The sequence below is a fragment of the Bradyrhizobium sp. 482_C4_N1_8 genome, assembly GCF_052075965.1.
Taxonomy (GTDB): Bacteria; Pseudomonadota; Alphaproteobacteria; order Rhizobiales; family Xanthobacteraceae; genus Bradyrhizobium; species Bradyrhizobium barranii.
Genome location: NZ_CP197231.1, coordinates 8,802,482 through 8,825,744 on the forward strand (window position 1 = coordinate 8,802,482; position 23,263 = coordinate 8,825,744).

At 64.3% G+C, this 23,263-nt stretch carries 17 protein-coding genes; 7 read left to right on the forward strand and 10 right to left on the reverse strand.

The window, feature by feature from the left end:
- Position 1 precedes the first annotated feature (1 nt).
- From AB7Z56_RS41725 to AB7Z56_RS41745, 5 genes are all read right to left on the reverse strand, one after another.
- Positions 2-868 (reverse strand): 3-keto-5-aminohexanoate cleavage protein, encoded by an 867-nt coding sequence (locus AB7Z56_RS41725; protein WP_028155241.1) that lies wholly within the window; start codon positions 866-868, stop codon positions 2-4.
- A 198-nt stretch (positions 869-1,066) separates the two neighbouring features.
- Positions 1,067-1,867 (reverse strand): helix-turn-helix domain-containing protein, encoded by an 801-nt coding sequence (locus AB7Z56_RS41730; RefSeq protein ID WP_063979985.1) that lies wholly within the window; start codon positions 1,865-1,867, stop codon positions 1,067-1,069.
- A 175-nt stretch (positions 1,868-2,042) separates the two neighbouring features.
- Positions 2,043-2,699, reverse strand: coding sequence for a glutathione S-transferase family protein (locus AB7Z56_RS41735; RefSeq protein ID WP_063979986.1), 657 nt, complete (start codon positions 2,697-2,699; stop codon positions 2,043-2,045).
- A complete protein-coding gene (locus AB7Z56_RS41740; RefSeq protein ID WP_063979987.1) occupies positions 2,699-3,862 on the reverse strand; it encodes an acyl-CoA dehydrogenase family protein in 1,164 nt (387 codons plus the stop codon). The genes AB7Z56_RS41735 and AB7Z56_RS41740 overlap by 1 nt, the downstream gene beginning before the upstream one ends.
- 169 nt (positions 3,863-4,031) lie before the next feature.
- On the reverse strand, positions 4,032-5,168 hold the full coding sequence (locus AB7Z56_RS41745) for an acyl-CoA dehydrogenase family protein (protein ID WP_441256816.1): 1,137 nt from the start codon (positions 5,166-5,168) through the stop codon (positions 4,032-4,034).
- 267 nt (positions 5,169-5,435) lie between these two features.
- On the opposite strand from AB7Z56_RS41745, the gene AB7Z56_RS41750 reads away from it, so the two are divergent.
- Together AB7Z56_RS41750 and AB7Z56_RS41755 are read left to right on the forward strand one after the other, a co-directional pair.
- Positions 5,436-6,986 (forward strand): acyl-CoA synthetase, encoded by a 1,551-nt coding sequence (locus tag AB7Z56_RS41750; protein WP_063979989.1) that lies wholly within the window; start codon positions 5,436-5,438, stop codon positions 6,984-6,986.
- A gap of 88 nt (positions 6,987-7,074) precedes the next feature.
- Positions 7,075-8,295 carry an ABC transporter substrate-binding protein gene (locus tag AB7Z56_RS41755; RefSeq protein WP_063979990.1) on the forward strand — a complete coding sequence of 407 codons (1,221 nt, stop codon included), beginning with the start codon at positions 7,075-7,077 and terminating at the stop codon, positions 8,293-8,295.
- On the opposite strand, the gene AB7Z56_RS41760 is transcribed toward AB7Z56_RS41755, so the two are convergent.
- Positions 8,292-9,782, reverse strand: a complete 1,491-nt coding sequence (locus AB7Z56_RS41760; RefSeq protein WP_063979991.1) for a glycosyltransferase family 2 protein — start codon at positions 9,780-9,782, stop codon at positions 8,292-8,294. The two genes, AB7Z56_RS41755 and AB7Z56_RS41760, sit on opposite strands and share 4 nt — an antisense overlap.
- A gap of 48 nt (positions 9,783-9,830) precedes the next feature.
- Positions 9,831-10,601 (reverse strand): helix-turn-helix transcriptional regulator, encoded by a 771-nt coding sequence (locus AB7Z56_RS41765; protein ID WP_063979992.1) that lies wholly within the window; start codon positions 10,599-10,601, stop codon positions 9,831-9,833.
- A gap of 187 nt (positions 10,602-10,788) precedes the next feature.
- Here AB7Z56_RS41765 and AB7Z56_RS41770 point away from each other — a divergent pair, with 187 nt between their 5' ends.
- From AB7Z56_RS41770 to AB7Z56_RS41790, 5 genes are all read left to right on the forward strand, one after another.
- On the forward strand, positions 10,789-13,053 hold the full coding sequence (locus AB7Z56_RS41770; RefSeq protein ID WP_063979993.1) for a marine proteobacterial sortase target protein: 2,265 nt from the start codon (positions 10,789-10,791) through the stop codon (positions 13,051-13,053).
- 175 nt (positions 13,054-13,228) lie between these two features.
- The gene (locus AB7Z56_RS41775; protein ID WP_063979994.1) at positions 13,229-13,798 is read left to right on the forward strand and encodes a class GN sortase; all 570 of its coding nucleotides are present in this window, start codon (positions 13,229-13,231) and stop codon (positions 13,796-13,798) included.
- 153 nt (positions 13,799-13,951) lie between these two features.
- On the forward strand, positions 13,952-14,944 hold the full coding sequence (locus AB7Z56_RS41780) for a glycosyltransferase family 2 protein (protein ID WP_231143710.1): 993 nt from the start codon (positions 13,952-13,954) through the stop codon (positions 14,942-14,944).
- A 218-nt stretch (positions 14,945-15,162) separates the two neighbouring features.
- A complete protein-coding gene (locus AB7Z56_RS41785; RefSeq protein WP_063979995.1) occupies positions 15,163-17,382 on the forward strand; it encodes an acetate--CoA ligase family protein in 2,220 nt (739 codons plus the stop codon).
- Between the two features lie 144 nt (positions 17,383-17,526).
- The gene (locus AB7Z56_RS41790; RefSeq protein WP_063979996.1) at positions 17,527-18,357 is read left to right on the forward strand and encodes an MlaD family protein; all 831 of its coding nucleotides are present in this window, start codon (positions 17,527-17,529) and stop codon (positions 18,355-18,357) included.
- Between the two features lie 41 nt (positions 18,358-18,398).
- Here the strand turns inward: AB7Z56_RS41790 and AB7Z56_RS41795 are convergent, their stop codons facing one another.
- From AB7Z56_RS41795 to AB7Z56_RS41805, 3 genes are all read right to left on the reverse strand, one after another.
- Positions 18,399-21,395 (reverse strand): autotransporter outer membrane beta-barrel domain-containing protein, encoded by a 2,997-nt coding sequence (locus tag AB7Z56_RS41795; protein WP_063979997.1) that lies wholly within the window; start codon positions 21,393-21,395, stop codon positions 18,399-18,401.
- Positions 21,396-21,786: 391 nt separating this feature from the next.
- Positions 21,787-22,827, reverse strand: coding sequence for an aliphatic amidase (locus AB7Z56_RS41800; RefSeq protein ID WP_063979998.1), 1,041 nt, complete (start codon positions 22,825-22,827; stop codon positions 21,787-21,789).
- 55 nt (positions 22,828-22,882) lie between these two features.
- On the reverse strand, positions 22,883-23,260 hold the full coding sequence (locus AB7Z56_RS41805; protein ID WP_063979999.1) for an FmdB family zinc ribbon protein: 378 nt from the start codon (positions 23,258-23,260) through the stop codon (positions 22,883-22,885).
- Positions 23,261-23,263 lie beyond the last annotated feature (3 nt).

Consider the following 23,263-nt stretch of genomic DNA (forward strand, 5'->3'; position numbering starts at 1 on the left):
CTTACCTATTCGTCCCAAAGATCTTCCGCGCCTCGGCGGGGCTTGCGATCTCGCGGCCCGCACGGCGGGCGCAGGCGGCGATGGCCTCGATCAACTGGCCATTCGACGTCACCTTCTTGCCGTCGGCGAGATAGAAGGCGTCCTCCAGACCGGTGCGGAGATGGCCGCCGAGTTCGGCACAGCGCTGGTGCAGCGGCCAGATCTCTTCGCGGCCGATCGCGGTGACCTGGAAATGCGCCTCGGGCCGCTTCAGCTTGATCAGGATCGGCAGCAGATCGGGATCGGACGGCATGCCGGAGGCAACGCCCATCACGAAATTATATTCGAGCGGGCCTTTGTACATGCCGACCTGGTGGTACATGCCGACACAGCGGACGATGCCGACGTCGAAACATTCGAACTCGGGGATCGTCCCGACGGCGTTCATGACGTCGAGATAGTCCTTCACCTTCTCGACCGCGTTGTCGAACATCATCGGCGGCCAGGCCCAGGTGTTGTCGGCTTTCACCTTCAGATAATTCAGCGAGCCGGCGTTGCAGGCGGCGATCTCCGGCCTGGTCTCGCGGATGCAGTCGAGCGCGCCGCTGTAGTTCGGCCCTGAGACGCCCGAGGTGTGATTGATGATGACGCCGGGGCAGGCCTCGCGGATTGCCTGCTGAATCTCCTTGCTGACACTCACGTCCCAGGACGGCAGATGTCCCTTGTCCGGCGCCTGCTGGCGCAGATGGATGTGCATGATGCTGGCGCCGGCATCGAACGCAGCCTTGGCTTCGCGTGCCATCTGCTCGGGCGTAACCGGCACGTTGTGCTGCTTCGGGTCGGTGAGCACGCCGTTCAGCGCGCAGGTGATGACGGCCTTGTCGCTCATGCCAAAAATATCTCGCACGTTGAGAATTCAACGCTTGCGATCATGTGATGAGCGGCATGCGGCTTCTTGCGCGGAGAAGCTGGAAGGCACGGCTATCGTAGGGTGGGCAAAGGCGCTCTCGCGCCGTGCCCACCATGTCTTGGCGCTGAACGAAGATGGTGGGCACGCTTTCGCTTTGCCCACCCTACGAGAGCGACGCTAGCTCGCCTCCGCGAGCCTCACCGTCTCGGTGCTGCGGTAGATCGCAAGGTCGCGCGAGCCGACGAAGATCGCGCGCGGTTTCAATCCATAGAAGCGGCGGATCGAATGGCTGAAATGGGTCGAGTCGGGATAGCCGATGTCCTGCGCGAGATGGGCGAGGTTGAGGTCCTGGTTGGCGAAGTGCAGCAAATGCCGCGCACGCTTCCAGGCGCGGAAGGAGCGGAACGAGATGCCGGTCTCCTCCTTGAACAGATGCAGGAAGCGCGAGGCCGAGAGCCCCGCTTCCGCCGCGCACGTATCCGCCGTCACCGGCTCGCCGGAGAAGCGGCCGATGCGGGCGACGGCGCGCATCACGCGCGGATCGAGCACGCGACGCGGCAGCGCCTCGCCAAAGCACATCTCGTCGAATTCGGCGGTGGTGATGTCGCCATAGCGGCGCTGGCGCAGCAGCGTATAGGCGGCGAGGATCTTGCGGGCATAGACGGCCCGGTCGGGTCCGGTCAGCCGCGCGGCCAGGGCCTCGATCACGCCGTCCGGCATGCTTTCCGGCTCGAGCGTGACGCTGATTGCAGTGCGGTAGTCGCTGGCGATGGAATGCCGCTGGTTCGGCAGGGTCACGAACAGCTCGCCGGTGGCGAGAACGTCGTCGATCGTCAGATGCAGGCTGCCCTTCACAGCGACATAGACGTGGCAGCAGCCGGGGGTGCGCTTGCGGGGGCGGCCGAGCAGGCCGGCATAGAATACCCGCTCCGGCGTGATCAGCATCAGATGGTCGGATTCGCGACCGTTATCTTCCATTGGGATCCTCCTCGCGCGGCTCTTTGGCCGCTGCGGACGGAGGTCACCTTAGCGGAAATTTGGGCGCTGTCACGGCGCGATAGCGCTGTCATGGCGCGCAAAAGATTACCATTCCGGGACGATGATCAGTCGTCCCGGAACCGCGATGAGACCGCAGTCCCATCCTACGGAATGCTTACGCCCTCACGCGCGGCGCAACATTCTGCTCGACGCCGGCCTTCTGCTCCGCAGCGACCGCACGCTTGAATCCGTCGCGCTGCTGCAGCCGCGCCCAATAGGCTGCGACATTTGGCCCGAAATCCTTGGCGAGTCCGACGTTGTTGGCAAGCCGGAGCGCGTAGCCGATGACAATGTCAGCGGCGGTGAAGCGGCCTGCGCACAATGTTTCGGCATCGGCCGTCGCCGCCTCGACCGCGCGCAGGCGCCCTAGGAACCATTTCGCATAGTCGCCTGCGACCTGCGGATTGCGGCGCTCCTCCGGCTCGAGCTGGGTGTATCGGAGCACCAGCGTCTGCGGGAAGGTTAACGTGGCATCGCTGAAATACATCCAGTTCAGGAACGCGCCATAGGCGGGATCTTCGGGTCCGACCATCAACGGCGTCGGTCCGTGCTTGATGCCGAGGTAATGGCAGATGCCGGAGGACTCGGTCATCTTCGTCTCGCCGTCGACCATGAAGGGAATGGTGCCGAGCGGATTGAGCGCAAGGTACTCCTTGGCGAAGACCCGCGGCGGGAACGGCAGCATCTTCAATTCGTACGGAAGCCCCATCTCCTCCAGCATCCAGAGCGGACGGAACGAGCGCGCGGCGTCGCAGTGATAGAGCGTGATCATCAGGCATTCCCTTTACTGCCGGGCAGCGTGCCCATCATCTTGCACAGGACCATCAGCATGACCTCGTCGGCACCGCCGCCGATCGACGTCAACCGGCTATCGCGATAGGCACGGCTGACCGGCGTCTCGTTGGTAAAGCCCATTCCGCCCCAATATTGCAAGCAGGCGTCGGTGAGCTCGCGGCCGAGTCGGCCGGCTTTGAGCTTGGCCATGGTCGCAAGCTTGGTTACGTCCTCGCCGGCCACGAGTTGCTCGGCGGCGCGATAGATCAGCGCGCGCAACAACTCGACTTCGGTCTGCATCTCCGCGAGCTTGAAGTGCACGACCTGGTTGTCGAGGATCGACTTCCCGAAGGCCTTGCGGTTGCGGGTGTACTCGATGGTTTCGTTGATGATGTATTCATGCGCCTTCAGGCAGGCCGCCGCGCCCCAGAGCCGCTCCTCCTGGAACTGGATCATCTGGTAGGTAAAGCCCTTGCCCTCCTCGCCGATGCGGTTGCGCTTGGGCACGCGGACATTGTCGAAGAAGATCTGCGCGGTGTCTGACGAGCGCATGCCCATCTTGTCGAGCTTTCGCGCCACCGTGACGCCCTTGCTCTTCATGGGCACGCAGATCAGCGACTTGTTGCGGTGAACCGGCCCATCGCCGGAGTTGGCCAGCAGGCAGATCCAGTCGGCCTGGGTGCCGTTGGTGATCCACATCTTGCCGCCATTGATGACGTAGTCGTCGCCGTCAGAGCGCGCATTGGTCTTGATCGAGGCGACGTCCGAGCCGGCGCCGGGCTCGGAGACGCCGATGCATGCGACGTAATCGCCTGATATCGAGGGGCTGAGGAATTCGCCCCGTACCTCGTCCGAGCCGAACCGCGCCAGCGCCGGCGTTGCCATGTCGGTCTGCACCCCGATCGCCATCGGCACGCCGCCGCAGGTGATTGCGCCCAGCTCCTCCGCCATCATCAGGGCGTAGGAATAGTCGAGGCCGGAGCCGCCGAACTCGACCGGCTTGTTGAGCCCGAGGAAGCCGAGGCTGCCCATCTTCTTGAACAGCTCATGCGCCGGGAAGATGTCGGCCTTCTCCCACTCATCGACGTGAGGGTTGATCTCGCCCGCGATGAACTTTTGCAGGGAACGACGGATGTGGTCGTGGTCGGCGGTGAATAGCATTTTTGTCAGCTCAGCTCTCGGTATCTCCAATGTGCTCGTCATGGCCGGGCTTGTCCCGGCCATCCACGTCTTCGTCAGCCGGCAGCAAGAACGTGGATGCCCAGGACATAGGCGAGCGGAAGCGACGCCGTCCTGCGGACGGCTATGCCCGGGCATGACGGTGGGGCGTTCACAGCCCCATCTGCCTTGACGCCAGATCCTTCATGATCTCCTCCGTGCCGCCGCCGATGGCATTGACCTTGACCTCGCGGTAGATGCGCTCGGCCTTGATGCCGCGCATGAAGCCGGCGCCGCCAAAGATCTGGACGGCCTCGGAGGCGCAGAACGCCATGGTCTGCGTCGCCTGGTTCTTCATCATGCAGATTTCGGCGACCGGGCTCTCGCCCTGCTCCAGCCGCCAGGCCAGCATTTCGAGCATCGACTGGGATGCCGCGACCTTCTGCGCCATGTCGACGATCTTGTGACGGATGACCTGGTGCTGGGCGAGCGGCTTGCCAAAAGTCTTGCGCTCCTTGGCATAGGCGATCGCCTCGTCGAGGCAGACCCGCGCGAAGGCGGTGCAGCCGGCCGCCATGCCCATGCGCTCGCTGTTGAAATTCCGCATGATGATCTTGAAGCCCTGGCCTTCCTCGCCGATCAGGTTTTCGGCCGGCACGCGGCAGTCATCGAAATGCAGCGTCGCGGTGTCGGAGGCCCACCAGCCCATCTTCTTCAGTTTCGTCCGTGACAGGCCGGGCGTGTCACCCTCGATCAGAAGCAGGCTGACGCCGCCGGCGCCCTCGCCGCCTGTACGCACCGCAACGGTCAGATAGTCGGCGCGCATCCCTGAGGTGATGAAGGTCTTCTCGCCGGTCACGACGTAGTGATCGCCATCGCGCCGCGCCCTGGTGCGGAGGTTCGCGACATCAGAGCCGCCGCCCGGCTCGGTGATTGCCAACGCGGAGATCTTCTCACCCGACAGCACCTGCGGCAGCACGCGTGCCTTGACCTCCGGGCGCGCCGCCCGCGCGATCGGCGGCGAGCCGATGGTGTGGCTCATCAGGCTGGCGCTGACCCCGCCGGCCCCGGCGCGCGCCAATTCCTGGCTCGCGACGATCTTCATGAACTGGTCGGCGGCGATCCCGCCATATTCCTCGGGGAATCTGAGCCCCAACAGGCCAATCTCGGCCGCCTTGCGATAAAGCACGCGGGGAAATTCGCCGGCCTCGTCCCATTCATGGGCAAAGGGCGTGATCTCCTTCTCGACAAAGCGGCGCATCACCTCGCGGAAGGCGTCATGCTCGGTGGTATAGAACGGGCTCTTCATCGTCGTCTCGCCCTGCTGGCGGATTCGTGTTGGCCACCATGGCCGGAACATTTGCCGCTCACTTGCGCAGAGTGGCTGACCGGGGGAACCGCTGCACGGCAGCCCATCGCCTAGCAACTCAACGCAAGACGATTTTCGCCGCTCGCAGGCCAACTCCGGGGCAAAAAAAGACGTGCGCACAAACTCCGGCTGGCCCCAGGGCCACGCCGGGCATGGTGCCCGGCAAATAGGGACGCAGGCGGCACAAGACCGCCGAGGGAGGGATTTTTGGCCGTTCGTTATTACGACTGGATCGTCCATCACGGCCGCCGTACGCCTGACAAGGTCGCGGTCATCGACCTCGCGAGCGAGCGCCGCTTCACCTATTCGCAGCTCGATGCCCGCGTCTCGCGCCTGGCCGGATTTCTCCGTGACACTCTCAAGGTCTCGCGCGGTGACCGCGTCGCGGTGCTGGCGCTGAACACGACCGATACGCTGGAGGTGCAGTTCGCCTGCGGACGGCTCGGCGCCGTCTTCGTGCCGCTGAACACCCGCCTCACCGTTCCCGAGCTCCAGTTCATCACCGGCGATTGCGCGCCGAAGGTGATGATCCACGACACCGATCTCGCCGAGACCGCGCTCGCCGTCGCAAAGCTCTGCAACGTCGCGACCAGCCTGCTGCTCGGCCCCGGCGGCGCTTACGAGACCGGCATCGCGTCCGCCAAGCCGCTTGCCCGCGCCGAGGAGGTCACGCTCGATGACGTCTCGACCATCATGTACACGTCGGGCACCACGGGCCATCCCAAGGGTGCGACCATCACCCATGGCATGACGTTCTGGAATTGCGTCAATCTCGGCGGCCCCGCCTGCATCGGTCCGGCCTCGGTGCTGCTCACGGTGCTGCCGCTGTTCCACACCGGCGGGCTCAATTGCTACACCAACCCGGTGCTGCATGCCGGCGGCACCGTGATGATCATGCGCGCCTTCGATCCCGGCACGGCGCTCGGCCTGATCAACGATCCGGCGCAGGGCATCAACGTGTTCTTCGGCGTGCCCGCGATCTATCAGTTCATGGCACAGCATCCGGCCTTCGCGACGACTGACCTGACCCGGTTGATCGTCTGCGGTGTCGGCGGCGCGCCGATGCCGGTGCCGCTGCTCAAGGTGTGGGAGGCGCGCGGCGTCGCGCTGCAGCAGGGCTACGGCATGACCGAGACCTCGCCGGCCGTGCTGGTGCTGGATCGCGAGGATGCGGCACGCAAGGCGGGTTCGGCCGGCAAGCCGGTGCTGCACACCGAGGTGCGGATCGTGCGACCCGACGGCAGCGATGCCGAGGTCGGCGAACTCGGCGAGCTCTGGGTCAAGGGCCCGAACATCACGCCGGGCTACTGGAACAGGCCGGAGGCGAACAAGACATCCTTCACCGACGGCTGGCTGCACACGGGCGATGCGACGCGCGTCGACGAGGAAGGCTTCTACTACATCGTCGACCGCTGGAAGGACATGTACATCTCGGGCGGCGAGAACGTCTATCCGGCCGAGGTCGAGAACGTCTTGCATCAGCTCCCCGCGATCGCGGAAGCCGCCGTGATCGGCATTCCCGATCCGCAATGGGGCGAGGTAGGGCTCGCCATCGTCGCAGCCAAGCCCGGTCAGCGGCTGACCGAGGCGGATGTCTTTGCGCACTGCGCGGCCAATCTCGCGCGCTTCAAATGCCCACGACAGGTGCGCTTCGTCGATGCGCTGCCGCGCAACGCCACCGGCAAGATCCACAAGCCGACGTTGCGGAAAGAATTCTCGGTGGCGTCCGAAGTCGACAAGAAAGTCGCCAACGCCTGATCAAAGCGCCCCTTGCGGGCGCTTCTTCGTTTCTGACGTGCCTGCTCCAACCCAGAAGAAACCGCAAAGAAAACCCCAAGGAATTTTCATGAACAAGAAACTCTCCCTGCTTGCCGCGGCAACGGCGTTGACGCTGCTTGCGACCCCGTCCGCGTATGCGCAGAAGGCGTACGACACCGGCGTCACCGACACCGAGATCAGGATCGGCAATGTCGAGGCCTATTCCGGTCCCGCGTCCGCCTACGGCATCATCGGCAAGACCGAGGAAGCCTATTTCAAGATGATCAACGACCAGGGCGGCATCAACGGCCGCAAGATCAACTGGATTTCCTATGATGACGGCTACTCGCCGCCGAAGACCGTGGAGCAGATCCGCAAGCTGATCGAGAGCGACGAGGTCTTCCTGGTCTTCAACGCGCTGGGCACGCCGACCCAGACCGCCGTGCAGAAGTATCACAATTCCAAGAAGGTGCCGCAGCTCTTCCTCGCCACCGGCGCCAGCAAGTGGAACGACCCGAAGAACTTTCCCTGGACCATGGGCTTCCAGCCCAGCTACCGGGTCGAGGCACAGATCTTCGCAAAATACATTCTGAAGGAGAGGCCGGACGCGAAGGTCGCGATCTTCTATGCCAACGACGATTTCGGCAAAGACTACCTCGCCGGCATCAAGGACGTGTTCGGAGACAAGGCATCGAAGCTGATCGTGGCCGAGGAGAGCTACGAGACCTCGGAGCCGTCGATCGACGCCCACATCGTCAAGCTCAAGGGCACCGGTGCCGATGTCTTCGTGAACATCGCGACCCCGAAATTCGCGGCCCAGGCCATCAAGAAGATCGCGGAGCTCGAGTGGAAGCCGATGCACCTGATGACCGACGTCTCGGTCTCCATCGGCGCGGTGATGAAGCCGGCCGGCCTCGAGGCATCCGAAGGCGTGCTGTCGGCCGGCTATCTGAAGGATGCGTCGGATCCGCAGTGGAAGGACGACGAGGGCATGAAGAAATTCATGACCTTCATCGACAAGTACATGCCCGGTGCGAACATCTCGGACGCCAATCTGGTGTACGCCTATGCCGCAGCCCAGACGATGGTGCAGGTGCTGAAGCAGTCGGGCGACAATCTGACCCGTGAGAACGTGATGAAGCAGGCCGCCAGCCTGAAGGACTTCGTCCCCGACACGCTGATCCCGGGGATCAAGATCAACACCTCATCTACCGACTTCGCGCCAATCGAGCAGCTCAAGATGTGGCGGTTCAAGAAGGGCCAGTGGGAGCTGTTCGGCGACATCATCAGCGCCGAAACGGGCGGCTAGCCACGCATCGCAGCAACGGGCGGAGACGTGCAGCTGACGTCTTCGCCTGCACTGACGTCGATCCCCGCGACCGGCAGGCCGAGCCGGCGCGGGTCATCGATGGCCGCAAAACGCGGACAGGCCCATGCCAGGATCGCCCCGCCCGATGGCGGCAGATCGAGCTGAAGAACGAAGGCACCCGCGTCGATCGCGGTCGCGGTATCCGCAACGCGCACGCCGTCGAGATAGAACTGCACGCCGATCCGATCCAGCGGCTCGCGAATTTCCGGCGACGCGATGCGAATGATGGTGCGTCCAGGCGGCGCCTCGATCCGCAAGGCGGCTTCCGGCTCGCTCCAGCGGAAGCTGCGGCCCTGCCAGACCTCCCAGGCATGGAAGCCGGCCTGTGCGACCATCTGATCGCCGGGACTCTGCGCAGCTCCGCCAAGGCTCCCCCGAATGCCACGGATACAATGGAGGCGCTGATAGTGGATCAGCGCGGCGATATAGCGCTTCAGCCAGCGCGCGATGCTGCCGCGAGAGCCGCCCATGGTGAGCAGGGTCAGACTGCAACGCGCATAGCCTGCCGACAAACGTGCAAGACCAAGCGCAAGGCGGTCGCCGGCCAGTGCGATCGCGCCCCAACGCCCGATCGCCTGCAGGCCTTCGCCGGTTACGCCGCCGGCGCGCATCCGTGCAGCAAGGGCGCTACGCGCCAGCGCGACGTTGAAATCGCCGCGGCTGCTCCACTCGACCGGAGTTTCGAGCAGCTCGCTGCCGGGATCGTTGTGCGCTTCGCTGAGATAGCGGATCTCGCCCCGCACGAAATCGAGCGTGAATGTCTTCAGCTCGCCGATTTCGCCGATATAGTAGTGATGGAAGCGCGCCTCCTCGAGATAGCCGATCGTATGGCCCCTCGCGTGATACGCGGCGGCGAGCACCCATTCGGCGAAATGGCCGAATTCCTCGCGCAGGCCGCCGCATTCCCGATAGACGTCGCGCCGCGTCACGAAGCACTGGTCCAGCACCTTGCGCCAGGGATGCTGTTTCATGCCGAACTCGATGTCGGCCTGGTACATGGCGGCCTCCGCCACGGACAGCCGGTTATGGCAGATCGGCACCGACTGACAGGAGAACCCCGCCCAGTCGGGACGCGCGTCGATCGCGCGGATGCAGGCCTCCATCACGTCAGGCTCGGGCCGGCAATGCGACTCCGTGAAGAACAGATATTTGCCGCGGGCCTTGGTGGCGCCGAAGGCGCAGAGCCCGATGTCATGGTCCGAATTGGTGAATTCGAGGCGCGCTTTGCCGCCGGCCAGCGCCTTCAGCTCGTTGAGTGCCTCGAAATCAGGCGGCACCACCAGGATGATTTCGTAAAGCGATTTGTCGGCGGTCTGCGACGTCCAGCCGAGCCAGGACAGCTCCCACTGCCCGCGGTGATGTTCCAGCGGGATGATGATGGAGAACAGCGGAGATTCACCGCCGTATGGTGCGGGCACGTCCTGCATATTCCCTTATAGACGCACGCGACGCCATTCCGGACTCTTTCTCGCGGACTATACCGACAGAAACAACGCGAACGATTCCTCCACCGTGCGGCGCAGATGCTTTCCATACAATGCATGGTTGGCATCGTCGGGGCCGACCCGTCCCAGGGACGGCTTCGCAACGTTGCGGAGCGGCACATAGGCGATCGGCGCTGCGATCGGCGTCAGTTGCGAGCCGGGTCCGGCGCGGAGCGTCGAGATGATGCCGTACATCTCGCCGGCAACCGTCGGCCGCGACACCGTGATCACGCGATGCTGGCCGTGCTTGATGATGACGAGATAGATGAAGCCGGACTGATGCGGCACCGCAACTTCGCCGGTATGCTCATAGGCGGCATCGGTCCGCTCGCCCTCGCGGAACACCAGCGAAGACACCTTCGGCTCCCAGACGATCTCGGTGCGATAGGCGAAGATCGCATCCTTGTCGCCGAAGGACGGCCGCAGCGTGATGTAGACGTCCTCGAGCCAGGTCACCGCGCGATGCGCATAGGAGCCGAGGCTGTCGGGCGCGACATCGTTTGCGGCCGGAGGCGTCACCACGGCGGTGCTTTTACGCAAGGAGACGCCCAGCGCCTGCTCCAGCCGCACGGTCGTTGCCAGCGTGAACGGCCGCCGGCCACCGAGCGCCTTCTCCAGCGTCGACAGGCTGAGCTTGGCCTGCTCGGCCAACGCCTGCCGGGAAATCCGGCGCCTGGCGAGCTCCTCGCGAATGGTCTCCGCGATCTCGCGGCTCTGCTCGTCCGAAAGCTGTCCGTCGGTGACTTTATCCTGCATCTGCATCGTCAGCCCTGCTCCACGGACGCCAGTCTAGCAGGGCGGACAAACCAGCACAAAACCGTACATGGCCATCCCGGCCTTGGCCTGCCCGGGCCGGCCGCGGCGGAACATTGCCGATCATTCTGCTCGCGCATTCAGGCGCTCCCGACGGATGCTCGGAGCCAGCGAACACCCTTCGGGAGCAGGCGAAATGGATAGCTACGACACAGCCGACAGCGACGAGCACCCCATGCTGGGGCGGCTGATCAAGCTCGGATTGTTTCTTCTGGTGCAGGGCATCGCGGTGATGCTGGTCGCCTTCGTGGCCCTGCTCGTGAGTCTTGAGCCCGGATGGTCGGCGACGACGGAGCAGGCCAGCCTGCTCCAGCCCGGCGATGCCAAATCCGGCACCCTTCTCCTGAAGGAGGACGGTGCCTACACGGAGGCGATCCGCCTCGGCATCGACGTCGACATCACGGTATCAGGCCCGACACTGCGCGCCCGCGTCACCCAGGCCTTCCGCAATCCGACCAAGGACTGGGTCGAGGCGACCTACGTTTATCCGCTTCCCACCGGCGGCGCCGTCGACACGCTGAAGATGGTGGTCGGTGACCGCGTCATCATCGGCGACATCAAGGAGCGGCAGCAGGCACGGGTGATCTACGAGCAGGCGCGCCGTGCCGGCCAGAAGGCCGCGCTCACCGAGCAGGAGCGGCCGAACATCTTCACCAATTCGGTCGCCAATATCGGTCCCGGCGAAACCGTGCTGGTGCAGATCGAATATCAGGAGCCGGTGCATCAATCCGGCAATGAATATTCGCTGCGGCTGCCGCTGGTGGTCGGGCCGCGCTACAATCCGGCGCCGATCGTGCAGAGCGTCGACTTCCGCACGGACGGCTCGGGCTGGGGCGCGACCAATTCGGAGCCGGTGCCGGACCGCGACCGTATCTCGCCGCCGGTGCTGGATCCCGCCAGAAACGCGCCGGTCAATCCGACCAGCATCACGGTGCGCCTGAAGGCAGGCTTCGCGCTCGGCGAGGTCAGGAGTCACCACCATAACGTCAAGGTCGAGAGCCCGGACAATGCGACGCGAATCGTCACGCTCGCTGACGGCGCCGTGGCCGCCGACCGCGATTTCGAGCTGACCTGGAAGCCGGCCGCGGAGAAGGCACCATCGGTTGGCCTGTTCCGCGAGCGTGTCGGCGATGCCGACTATTTGCTCGCCTTCGTCACCCCGCCCAGTGCCGAGCAGACGACGCAAAAGCCGCTGCCGCGCGAGGTCGTGTTCGTGATCGACAATTCGGGCTCGATGGGCGGTACGTCGATCGTTCAGGCCAAGGCGAGCCTACTCTATGCCCTCGGCCGCCTCCAGCCGAATGACCGTTTCAATGTGATCCGTTTCGACGACACCATGGACGTGCTGTTCTCGACCTCCGTGCCGGCCGACCCCGCGCATCTCGGCGAAGCACTCGGTTTCGTGAATGGATTACAGGCCCGCGGCGGCACCGAGATGGTGCCGGCGATGCGCGCCGCGCTGACCGACAAGGCTGGCGACACCAGCATGGTCCGCCAGGTGGTGTTCCTGACCGACGGCGCGATCGGCAACGAACAGCACTTGTTCGAAACGATCACTGCGATGCGGGGCCGCTCGCGCGTGTTCATGGTCGGCATCGGATCCGCGCCCAACACCTATCTGATGACGCGCGCCGCCGAGCTCGGCCGTGGGGCCTTCACCCATATCGGCTCCGTCGAGCAGGTCGAGGAGCGCATGCGCGGCCTGTTCGCCAAGCTGGAGAACCCCGCGGTGACCGGGCTCAGCGTAAAGTTCTCCGATGCCAAGGCAGACGTGACGCCTGCGATCATTCCCGACGTCTATCGCGACGAACCGCTGGTGCTGGCGGCAAAGCTCGACAAGCTCGCCGGCTCGCTCGAGATCAAGGGACGTGTCGGCGACCGCCCGTGGTCGGTGACGCTGCCGCTGCAAAACGCCGCCGAAGGCAAGGGCCTGTCAAAACTCTGGGCCAAGCGCAAGATCGGCGATGCCGAGGTGGCGCGTACCATGCGCGAGATGACGCCCGAAGACTCCGACAAGGCGATCCTCGCGCTGGCGCTCGACCATCAGATCGTCACGCGGCTCACCAGCCTCGTCGCGGTCGACAAGACGCCGAGCCGCCCCGAGGGCGCGCCGCTCAAGCTCAGCGAGCTACCGCTCAACCTGCCGGCCGGTTGGGATTTCGAGAAGGTTTTTGGCGAGCGACCGCACCTGACGCCCACACAGTTGCGCGAACGCCATGCGGATGCGCGCAACCAGCCGGCGACGAGGCGGCCGACGCCCGCCGCGCCCGATACGATCCGCCTACCGAAGACCGCAACCTCGGCCGAGCTCAAGATGATCGCAGGTTTCATCCTGATCGTGCTCGCACTGATTCTGTACGTGTTCAACCGGCGTCAGCCCTTGCTCACTGACGTCGTTTGAGAGAGGAGCCCCCCGAACTCCTCTGTTAGCGCGCGCGGCTGCCCGTCCCATACCAACGGCCGCGCGCGCCTTTTTCTTCTTGCCGTCATTGCGAGCGCAGCGAAGCAATCCAGGCTGCCTCCGCGGAAGGATTCTGGATTGCTTGGCTGCGCTCGCAATGACGCGTGTGGAAACAATGCTCCGCCTGATCTCTCCTCTCGCTCTTGCACTTGTCGGCCTCATCCTGTTCGGTGACGGCGCCTACATCCATGCCAAGGCACGGCTCGCGCAGGTGCTGCTGGAGCGCGCGTTCGACAGGAGCGTTGCGACCGGCGAGCCGGTCAAGCCGTGGTCATGGGCCGACACCTGGCCGGTCGCGCGGATCGAGGTGAAGCGGATCGGGGCCAGCGCGATCGTGCTCGAAGGCGCCAGCGGCCAGGCCCTCGCGTTCGGACCCGGCCATATCCACCAAACGGCTGATGCCGGCGAGCGCGGCATTGCCGTATATGCTGCGCACCGCGATACACATTTCCGCTTCCTGCGGAATGTCGCCATTGGTGACGTAATCGATGTCACACGCCGTGACGGAAAGCACTTTCGCTATCGGGCGGATTCCTCCGCTGTGGTTCGCTTCGATGATTCCGGCATCGATCCCGCGGCGCAAGATGTCCAACTGGTGCTCACGACCTGCTGGCCCTTCGACGCCGTCACGCCCGGGCCCGAGCGCTACGTCCTGCATGCCACCTTGATCGAAACAGGTGAATAGCGGTTCGCAATCGGCCATCCGGGATCGATAGAGACCGCGCCGAACAGCCGGGGAACCGCGCTTGATCGGGCCGCTGAACTGGCGTCGTCTCCCATAGACCTGTAAGAACAGCCGATTGATCTTTTGGCGCTGTAATTTTCAGGACAACCTGTAATGGACGACGAGTTCAGGCAGCGCCTCGAACAGCGGCTGGAGCAACTCGAAAATCGTGTCGCGCTCCTTGAACGGAATCAGGACCTCATTGCTGCCGGACAGAGACGGTCCTCGCTGCGGAGCCTCTGGCGACGCCCGCCGATGTGGACCTTCGAGCAATATCCGCCGCGCCTGCTCAACCTGACTGCCTTCCCGCCTGCGCCCGCGATCCCGGCGAATGCGCCGCGGATCACGATGGTCACACCGAGCTACAATCAGGCGCAATATCTCGGCGCCACGATCGAGAGCATCGTCAGTCAGAACTATCCGAAGCTCACTTATCACGTGCAGGACGGCGCCTCGATCGACGGCACGATCGATCTCCTGAAGAGCGGAGGCGAAGGCATCAGCTGGACGAGCGAGCCGGACAAGGGGCAGTCGAACGCCATCAATCTCGGCTTCGCCGGTGCCGATTGCGAGATCATGGCCTATCTCAACAGCGATGACATGCTGCTGCCCGGAGCGCTCGCCTATGTCGCCAACTACTTCATGTCGCATCCCGATGTCGACGTCGTCTACGGCCATCGCATCTTCGTCGACCGCGAGGGGCTCGAGGTCGGACGCGCCGTGCTGCCGCCCCATGACGGCAAGGCTTTGCAATATGCCGACTACATCCCGCAGGAGACGATGTTCTGGCGCAAGCGCGTGTGGGACATGATCGGGCCCATCGACGAGAGCTTTCACTACGCGATGGACTGGGATTTTATCCTGCGGGCGCAAGCCGCGGAATTCAAGTTCGTGCGCCTGCCGCGATTTCTCGCCTGCTTCCGCATCCACGATGCACAGAAGACGGCTTCAACCTACGCGCTCGGCGTCAGGGAGATGGGCATCCTGCGGCGCCGCGTTCTCGGCTTCGATCCGACGCAGATGCAGATCCGGCGCGCCATCGCTTCCTATCTCGCGAAGCAGTTGGCCTATCACTACGCCTACAAGCTGCGCCTGCTGCGTTACTGAACGATAGCAGAGGCGTGATCACCATTTGAAAGAATGCGCGTCACGCAGTCGTGGCACGTCGTCCGATCGTTCGCACTTTCGCCAAAAGTCTGGTGATGCTAGCCTTGTCGCGAAGCACCCGCCATTCCGCCACGCGGCATGGAGCCATCACGATCAATCCCGCCAGACGCCGGCGCAAGACAGCGCGCTGCAACAAGAACAAGAGGTGAGGAAGCGCCATGGAAGCCAAGGTACCTGCTGCGTCCGTTTCTCCGCGTCCATGGTCTCCAGCGCCCGATGCCAGCGACATCGTCAAGGGCATCCACGCCATGCTGCACCCGCACAACATTGTGCTGGTGGGCGCGACCGACAAGCCCGGCAATTATGCCGAGCGCATCTGGAACAACCTCGTCAAGTACGGCTACGAGGGCGGGCTCTATCCGGTCAACGCCAAGCGCGACACCGTCTGGGGCGTGCCCTGCTACAAGGATTTCGCGAGCCTCCCGGAAAAGCCCGATCACGTGCTGGTGCTGGTGCCCGCGCGCTTTGCCGTGCAGGTGATCCGCGACGCCGCCGCCGGCGGCGCGCGCTCGGCCACCATCGTCACCTCGGGCTTCAGCGAGTTGCAGGATGAGGAGAGCCAGAAGCTCGCTGCCGAATTGCAAGCCGCGATACGCGAAACGGGGCTCGCCGTCACCGGCCCGAACTGCCTCGGCAATCTGAGCGCGGGCGAAAAGCTCTTCACCAATATCGACGACCGTGTCGTCACCATGGAACAGGGTGCGGTGGCGATCGCCGGGCAATCCGGCGCCATCGTGATGGCGATCCGGCAGGCGCTGGAGGATCGCGGCGTCGGGGTCGGTTACATGGTGACGACCGGCAACGAGGCCGGGCTCGAGACGCCGGACCTGATGCGCTATTTCGCCGAGGATCCGAGCATCAAGGTGATCGTGGTCTATCTCGAAGGCGTGCGCAACACCAAGGCGTTTCGCGACGCCTGCAAGGCCGCGCGCGCGGCAAGCAAGCCGGTCATCGCACTCAAGCTCGGTTCGTCCGAGGGCGGCCGCGCCGCGGCGATGGCGCATACCGGTGCGCTCGCGGGCTCAATCGAAACCTTCGACGCCATCGCGACCCGTGAAGGCGTGATCCGGGTCGGCGGGCTCGACGAGCTGATCGAGACCACCGAATGCTTCGTTCACTCGGCCGTGCCCAAGGGCGACCGGCTCGCCGCGGTCACGCTATCAGGCGGCAAGCGTGGCATGCTGCTTGACGCCTTCTATGCCGAAGGCCTGAACTTTGCGCCGCTGAGCCCGCACGTCGGCTCCGAACTGGCGAAGATGCTCGGGCCGGGCTCGATCGTGGGCAATCCGCTCGATGCCGGCTTTGCCGCGGTGGTCGATCCCTCCGTCTACATGAAGTCGATCGAGCTGATGATCGACGACCCCGATATCGACATCGTCATCATCGATGCCGAACTGCCCAAGGCGCCGCACGAGCTGCGCGAGCGCAATCTGCGCATCGTCGATGGGATGGCGAGCCGGGCCGGCAAGCCGGTGATCTACATCAGCGCGATGTCGATCGGCTTCACCGAGTTCACCAAGGGCTTGCGCAAATCGCTGCCGCATCTCGCGGTCATGCAGGGCATGGACCGTGCGGTGACCGCGATCAAGTCGCTGCTCGCCTATGCGAGGCTGCGCAAGGAAGTGCCCGACATCGTCTCGAGCTCGAAGCCTGCCGCCCGCGCCGTGCTGGAGAAGGCGCTGAAATCGGCGAGCGGTGCCGCGCTCGACGAGGTCGCCTCGAAGAAGCTGCTGAAGGCCTATGGCATTCCAGTCTCGAAGGAAGCGATTGCGCAGACGGCGGCGGACGCCGCGAAGATCGCGAAGCAGATCGGTTTCCCGGTCGTGGCAAAAGTCGTCAGCGCCGAGATCCTGCACAAATCCGACATCGGCGGCGTGGTACTGAATCTTAACAGCGCCGCCGAGGTGAAGAAGGCATTCGCCGACATCACCGCGCGGGTGGCGAAGCTGAAGGGCAAGCCGAAGCTCGACGGCATCCTGATCGCGCAGCAGGTCAAGGCCGATCTCGAGCTCGTGGTCGGCGCCTCGCTCGATGCCGAGATGGGGCCGGTCGTGCTGTTCGGCACCGGCGGCATCGACATCGAGCTGATGAAGGACGTCGCGCTCGCCGGCGCACCGCTGGACGAGGCCGAGGCCCGGCTCCTGATCGGCCGCACCAAGGCCGGTATCAAGATGCGCGGCTATCGCGGCAAGCCGGCCCTGCACGAAGCCTCCGCGGTGAAAGCGCTGGTCGGCCTGTCCAATTTGATCGCAGATGCCGGCGACCGGATCGCCTCGATCGACGTCAACCCGTTCCTGATCAACACCAAAACGGGCGTCGCCGTCGACGCGCTGATCGTATTGAATAATGCTGCTGCAAAACGCGCGGCCGGGCATTGATGTCGCGTAAGGCGGATTGGCGGGTTACGCTTCCGCCTTCGCTCTTCGAGCTACGGCGGACAAGTCGTTAACCCGCCCGCTCTAGTATTGCGGCCGCAGCATCGTCCTTCCAACCATCCCGCTTTGGCCGTAAAATCGCCCTGCATGGCACGCGCGAGCAACCTCGTAATCGGAACGGCGACGCTGGCGGTCATCGCCGTGGCGTTCGGCGGCGTGCTCGGCGTGCAGAAATGGCGCACCGCCCAGAGCCGGAGCCAGTTGCGCGTGGTGTTCGAGGGCGGCTCCGCCAGCGGCCTGCGCCGCGGCGGGCCGGTCAATTTCGACGGTGTTCCCGCGGGCCAGATCCTGTCGATCAAGCTGGATAATCCGCGCAAGATCGTGGCGCTGGTGATGCTCGACAACACCGCGCCGATTCGCAAGGACACGGTTGCGGGCATCGAGTTCCAGGGTCTCACCGGCGTCGCCGCGATTTCGTTGATCGGCGGCGCGCCCTCCGCGCCGCCGGTGCCGCTGGATACGGACGGCGTCCCCATGCTGATCGCCGATCTCAGCGACGCCGAATCCATCGTCGACACCCTGCACAGCGTCGATCGCACGATCGTCAGCAATGCCCCTGCGATCAAGGACGGCCTGCGCACGTTCGAGAACTACACCGCCGATCTCAGAAGCAAGGGCGGCGAAATCGACTCGGTCATGGCCAAGGTCGACAGCGCCTTCGCGGGCTTCGACAAGGCGGTCACCAAGATCGAAGGCGTGGTCCCCGGCTTCGCCGACGGCAAGGCGGACGAGCTGTTCGAGAAGATCAGGGGACTGCACGAGCTCGCCGACGCCATGAAGAAGAAGTCGGCTGCTTACGTCGAGGACATCCGCCGCTCGCTGCTCGACGTCAGCGACGCCGCCAACAAGATGGCTGGCACGCCCACGCCTGCCGCCGCCCCGCGCCCGCCGCGCAAGCCTCCGCAGAAGAAGCAGTGACGCCTTCTTATCCTCCCCCTCCAGGGGAGGGTGGCAACGCTCTACCACGCGTAGCGCACGACGCCCTTGCCGGCGTAGGAGCGGGTGACGTTCGAGAACTCGCCCTCGAAGGTCGCCGACGCAGACCAGCCGTTCATCCAGTTCATCTGCACCGCCGCCGTGGTCAGCGCGGAATCGCGCGCCTGCGCCGCACCGTTCACGACGAAGGCCGATCCCGGCAGGGTCTGGAACACCGCGCCGACGGTGCGGTCCGGATTGTAATCATGCGCCCAGGCGACGCGGCCGCGCAGGGTCATCAGGCCACCGGCCGCGGCGAATGATTTGTCGGCGCGCAGGCCGAGCTCGGTGCGGGTGCTGGTCACGTCCTTGGCGGCATAGTTGAGCGCGAAGGTGCTGTTGCCGACCACCGCGAACTCCGAATAGTTCGGCAGGCTGAACAGGGTGGCCTGGGCCGCAGCATAGGGCGTGAGGCCGATCCACTGCGTAGCGTAGCGGTAACCGCCCTCGACACGGCCCGAGAGCGCATTTGCGTTGAACTGCGCCCGCAGCTGATCGACGCCGGCGGCCGTGACGATGCGGTTGGTCGTGACGTCCTGCCAGCCATAGGCCAGTGCCGCCGTGATATAGGCAGGTCCTGCCGTGTGACGAACGAAGGCGCCGGCCTGGAACAGGTCGGAGCGGCCCCAGCCGAGCCCGTTGACGTTGAAGCCGGTTCCACCGCCGGCAAGCGCAAAGCCGGCGATCGTCGACGGCGAGAAGCGATAGTCGAGGCCGACGGCAGTACCATAGATACTGCTGGTGGTGTTGTTCGAACCGAGCGCGACATTGCCGTCGGTGGTCTGCGAGCCACCATAGCCGGCCGCCCACACATCCCAGCGCTGCTCGAAGGTTGCGGCCGGTGCCTTGCGGTAGATCGAGGCGAAGGCGTCGCGCGCGTTCTTGTCACGCCCGCCCTTGCCGGTCGCGGCATAGGCATTCGCGCTCGGCTCGTCGGCATAGGGCGTCGCACCTGATGTGCCGCTGCGTCCCGAGCCGAACACATCGGTCAAGAGGCCGAGGAACAGGTTCATCGCATTGAAGGTCGTCTGTTGCGACCCCGTTGCCGGTTCGCCGGAGGCCTGGGTCAGGCCGTTGGGGCCGAGGCCCGCGAATTCGGCTTGAAGGAAGCCATTGGTGTTGAAGAAATTCTGAAGCGTCGTGGCGACGTTCTGCTGGTTGATGTTGAGCGCGTATTTCGCGCCATAGTTCAGCGTGAAATCGAGGAACACTTCGTTTGACCCGACCGTCGTCGTGCCGACTAGGCCACCCGGCGCGGCAACGTCGGCGAAATTACCGGTGGCGCTGCCGAAAAACTGCATGATCGAGTAGTGTTGCATTATCTTGCTGCCGGGATACAGCGCGACACCCACGGTCCCGTCCAGCGTGACGTTGCCGCTGACGAGCGCATGGCTCGTGCTGAATCCACTACCGGCCTGCACAACATAGACCGAGCCGGGCTGCAAGGTGAGATCGCCCTGGACCTGCATGCTTGAGCCCGGGCCGCCGTCGCCGGGCGCATAGATGCCACCGGTGGCGATAACGGTGTTGCCGACAATCCCGGCGCCGAACAACGCACCGCCGGCATTCACGGTGGTCAGGCTCGATTGCGAGATGTCGCCATCAACCCGCAGGATGCCGCCATTCACCGTCGTCGTACCGGTGTAAGTGTTTGTGCCGGAGAGGATCAGCGTTCCGCTGCCGACCTTTTCCAGCGAGCCGGAGCCGATGAAACCACACCCGCAGGGATCGTAGTCGCCGATGACGCCATCAACCAGCGCGGAGCGGTTATTGCTGCCGACGACGAGCGTGTTGCCGCCACCGATATAGTAGGTGCCATTGCCTTCGATCGAACCGGCCGTGATGCGGCCGTCGCCGTTCGGGCCGAGGCTGATCCCGAAATCGACGACGCCTGTGCCGGTGGTGATGAAGCGCGCATTGCCGCCGGTGGAATTATCGAAGAACTCGGTCTTGCCACCGTCCTTGGTGATGATCGTGGCGTTGCCGGCCGTCGTGAACGCACCGAAATTGGTCAGGCCATCGGCCTCGTTGATAATGGTTGCATTGCCGGCGGTCGCAGTATCGGACCCGGACAGCGTACCAAACACGGTCCCGCTGAAATCCTTGTTCACGATGGTCGCGGAGCCCGCCGAGGATTGATCGAGGAATGCGGTGCCGCCGCCATTCTGGTTGGTGATGTTGGCCGTGCCCGCATTGGTCCGGCCAAAGAAGCCGGTCAAGCCGCCGTCATTGATGATGGTCGCCCGGCCGGCCGTGGCGGTGTCGGTGCCGCCCCCGAGCGGATCACCGAAGTACAGCTGGCCGTTATTGGTGATCACCATAGAGCTGGCGGAGGTCGCGTTGAGGAACATCGTCGTGCCGGAGATAGCGTTCAGGAGCGATGTAATTCCCGATGTATCGGCATTGACGATATTGAAGAGGCCCTCGTTGTTAACGGCGCCAATGATGCTCGCGGTGTGGGTGGCGTCACCGAGCTGCAGCGCTGCGCACGAACAGATGAAAGTGTCGCCGGTATAGGTGTTGGCGCCCAGCAGCGCCAGGATGCCGGGTCCCTGCACGGAGATGCCACCACTGCCGGTGATGCGCGAGGCGATGACGGCCGATGGGTCTGTCGTGCCGGTGACATCGTTGGTGAAGAACGTCGTCCCCCCGGAGGCTAGCCTGAGATCGCCGCCCTGAATGGTGTAGACAGAACCGTCGCCGGTGAGGTCGAAGCCCACGAGGCTGGTGAGCTGCACGCCGCCTGGCGTAACCGTCACCGTGCCACCGCTTGCCGGCGTCGAGACTCCCGAGTAGCCGAACACCGTGCCGACTGACGAGGGATCGTAAGCAGTGCTGGTCGAACCGAAGACGTCCGTCCAATTCGTGGTGGTGGCGTCCCAGACGCCGCCTCCGCCGTTGACGGCGCCGTTCGGCGTGGTCTGCGACCCGTTGAAGATTTGCTGCGCTGCTGCGGGGCTCGCCGCCGCCGCCGCGCTCAAGGCGAGGCCGATCCAGAATGCCGCGCGAACAGCGGTGGCACGACGCGAGCAACCCCGCCCGCTCGATGGCAACCAAGCCCCCACGCTCTTCCCCTCACCCGCGGCGCTCCCCAGCGGCGCCGCGAGGAACTTAGGCCATGAGGCTGGCCGGTAGAACTACGGTTCCTCGAGAATCAGCCAACGGGACCGCAACTTGGGCAGATTCAACAACTCATGTTGCAACCGAGCCACGGTTTTGCCGGGCTCAATTCCTACCCCGCGCATGCGCCCATGCGTCAGAATGTCCGTTCCATGTACAGCTGTTCACATCTTGGCTGATCATCCAGGGCCGCGCCCCGTGCCCCTTCCCCGGCGCATTCGCATGAATGGCAAGCGCGCCGTCCGCAATAGCTCAGTAATTGCTCGCCGCCGACCCATTCGGGATGCCGTCGATCGGACATTCCTCCGTCCCCGGCGTCGAACGGGTCATCGCCTCGACCATGTCCCGCGTCCCTTCCGGGTCGGCGATCCAGTTCTTGTAGAAATCATAGGGGCAGGCCGCGACGCCGCGCGGGCTTTCGCCGGAATTGATCATGCCGGTGTAGCCGCGGTGGACCAGCTTGTAGAGATGGTTCTGCGACTGGCCGTTGCGGCGCGCATCGCGGATCAGATGTTTCGACAGCTGGGCATATTGGATGCCGTAGTCCTCCTCGCCGCACTCGCCGAGCGTCCGGCCGTCGAAGCCGATGATCGCGGAGTGACCGAAGTAGGAATAGACGCCGTCGAAGCCGGCGGCGTTGGCGACGGCGACATAGACGTTGTTGGCCCACGCCATCGCCTTGGAGATCATGACCTGTTGCTCCTTGGCCGGATACATGTAGCCTTGGCAGCGCACGATCAATTCGGCGCCCTTCATGGCACAGTCGCGCCAGATCTCCGGAAAGTTGCCGTCGTCGCAGATGATCAGGCTGACCTTCATCCCTTTCGGGCCGTCGGAGACATAGGTGCAATTGCCGGGATACCAGCCCTCGATCGGCACCCATGGCATGATCTTGCGGTACTTCTGGACGATCTCACCCTTGTCGTTCATCAGGATCAGGGTGTTGTAGGGCGCCTTGTGCGGATGCTCCTCGTGGCGTTCGCCGGTCAGCGAGAACACGCCCCAGACCTTGGCCTTGCGGCAGGCCTCCGCGAAGATCGCGGTCTCTTCACCTGGCACCGCCGAGGCCGTCTCGTACATCTCCTTGGAGTCGTACATGATGCCCTGGGTCGAGTATTCCGGGAAGATCACGAGATCCATGCCGGGTAGGCCCGCCTTCATGCCCACCAGCATGTCGGCGATCTTGCGGGCGTTGTCGAGCACCTCGGCCTTGGTGTGCAGGCGGGGCATCTTGTAGTTCACCACTGCAACACCGACGGTGTCGTTGCTGCTGGAAATGTCACCGTGAAGCATTTTGAGCGCTCCTGTCTTTTATTCGTTTGAGGTTGCCGTCGATCGAGCGACCGAGTTAGTGGCTGATCATCCAGGGGCGCGCGGTCGGAAAGCCCTTGGCGCCGCTCCTGGTCTTGGTCATCAGCCGCGCGGGCTTTTTCTTGTCGGTCGAGCTCTTGTCCTTCACGGTCTTGCCCGTGGAGCAGCAGCCGCAACCCGGGCCGTGCGAGGCCTTGTATTGGGCGAGCGTCTGCGGCGCGTGCGAGCTGCGCTCGTTGACGGCGTGCGCCTTGCGCTTGTCCGCCGGCATGCAGAAGAAATTCGGTGCGGTCAGAATGACGCGGGGCGCCATCGTCTCGCAGTGTGGGCAGTTTTGCGGATCGTCGCATTCCGCCATCGGGCGCAAATCCTTGAACGGACCGCAGTCGTCACAGAGATATTCATAGACCGGCATCGC

Excerpts from the sequence above, each read along its gene's own strand:
- AB7Z56_RS41730 (WP_063979985.1), bottom strand. The coding sequence starts at position 1,867 with ATGGAAGATAACGGTCGCGAATCCGACCATCTGATGCTGATCACGCCG.
- AB7Z56_RS41770 (WP_063979993.1), top strand. The coding sequence starts at position 10,789 with ATGGATAGCTACGACACAGCCGACAGCGACGAGCACCCCATGCTGGGG.
- AB7Z56_RS41725 (WP_028155241.1), bottom strand. The coding sequence starts at position 868 with ATGAGCGACAAGGCCGTCATCACCTGCGCGCTGAACGGCGTGCTCACC.
- AB7Z56_RS41755 (WP_063979990.1), top strand. The coding sequence starts at position 7,075 with ATGAACAAGAAACTCTCCCTGCTTGCCGCGGCAACGGCGTTGACGCTG.
- AB7Z56_RS41775 (WP_063979994.1), top strand. The coding sequence starts at position 13,229 with ATGCTCCGCCTGATCTCTCCTCTCGCTCTTGCACTTGTCGGCCTCATC.
- AB7Z56_RS41735 (WP_063979986.1), bottom strand. The coding sequence starts at position 2,699 with ATGATCACGCTCTATCACTGCGACGCCGCGCGCTCGTTCCGTCCGCTC.
- AB7Z56_RS41780 (WP_231143710.1), top strand. The coding sequence starts at position 13,952 with ATGGACGACGAGTTCAGGCAGCGCCTCGAACAGCGGCTGGAGCAACTC.
- AB7Z56_RS41800 (WP_063979998.1), bottom strand. The coding sequence starts at position 22,827 with ATGCTTCACGGTGACATTTCCAGCAGCAACGACACCGTCGGTGTTGCA.
- AB7Z56_RS41805 (WP_063979999.1), bottom strand. The coding sequence starts at position 23,260 with ATGCCGGTCTATGAATATCTCTGTGACGACTGCGGTCCGTTCAAGGAT.
- AB7Z56_RS41745 (WP_441256816.1), bottom strand. The coding sequence starts at position 5,168 with ATGAAGAGCCCGTTCTATACCACCGAGCATGACGCCTTCCGCGAGGTG.
- AB7Z56_RS41785 (WP_063979995.1), top strand. The coding sequence starts at position 15,163 with ATGGAAGCCAAGGTACCTGCTGCGTCCGTTTCTCCGCGTCCATGGTCT.
- AB7Z56_RS41790 (WP_063979996.1), top strand. The coding sequence starts at position 17,527 with ATGGCACGCGCGAGCAACCTCGTAATCGGAACGGCGACGCTGGCGGTC.
- AB7Z56_RS41760 (WP_063979991.1), bottom strand. The coding sequence starts at position 9,782 with ATGCAGGACGTGCCCGCACCATACGGCGGTGAATCTCCGCTGTTCTCC.
- AB7Z56_RS41765 (WP_063979992.1), bottom strand. The coding sequence starts at position 10,601 with ATGCAGATGCAGGATAAAGTCACCGACGGACAGCTTTCGGACGAGCAG.
- AB7Z56_RS41740 (WP_063979987.1), bottom strand. The coding sequence starts at position 3,862 with ATGCTATTCACCGCCGACCACGACCACATCCGTCGTTCCCTGCAAAAG.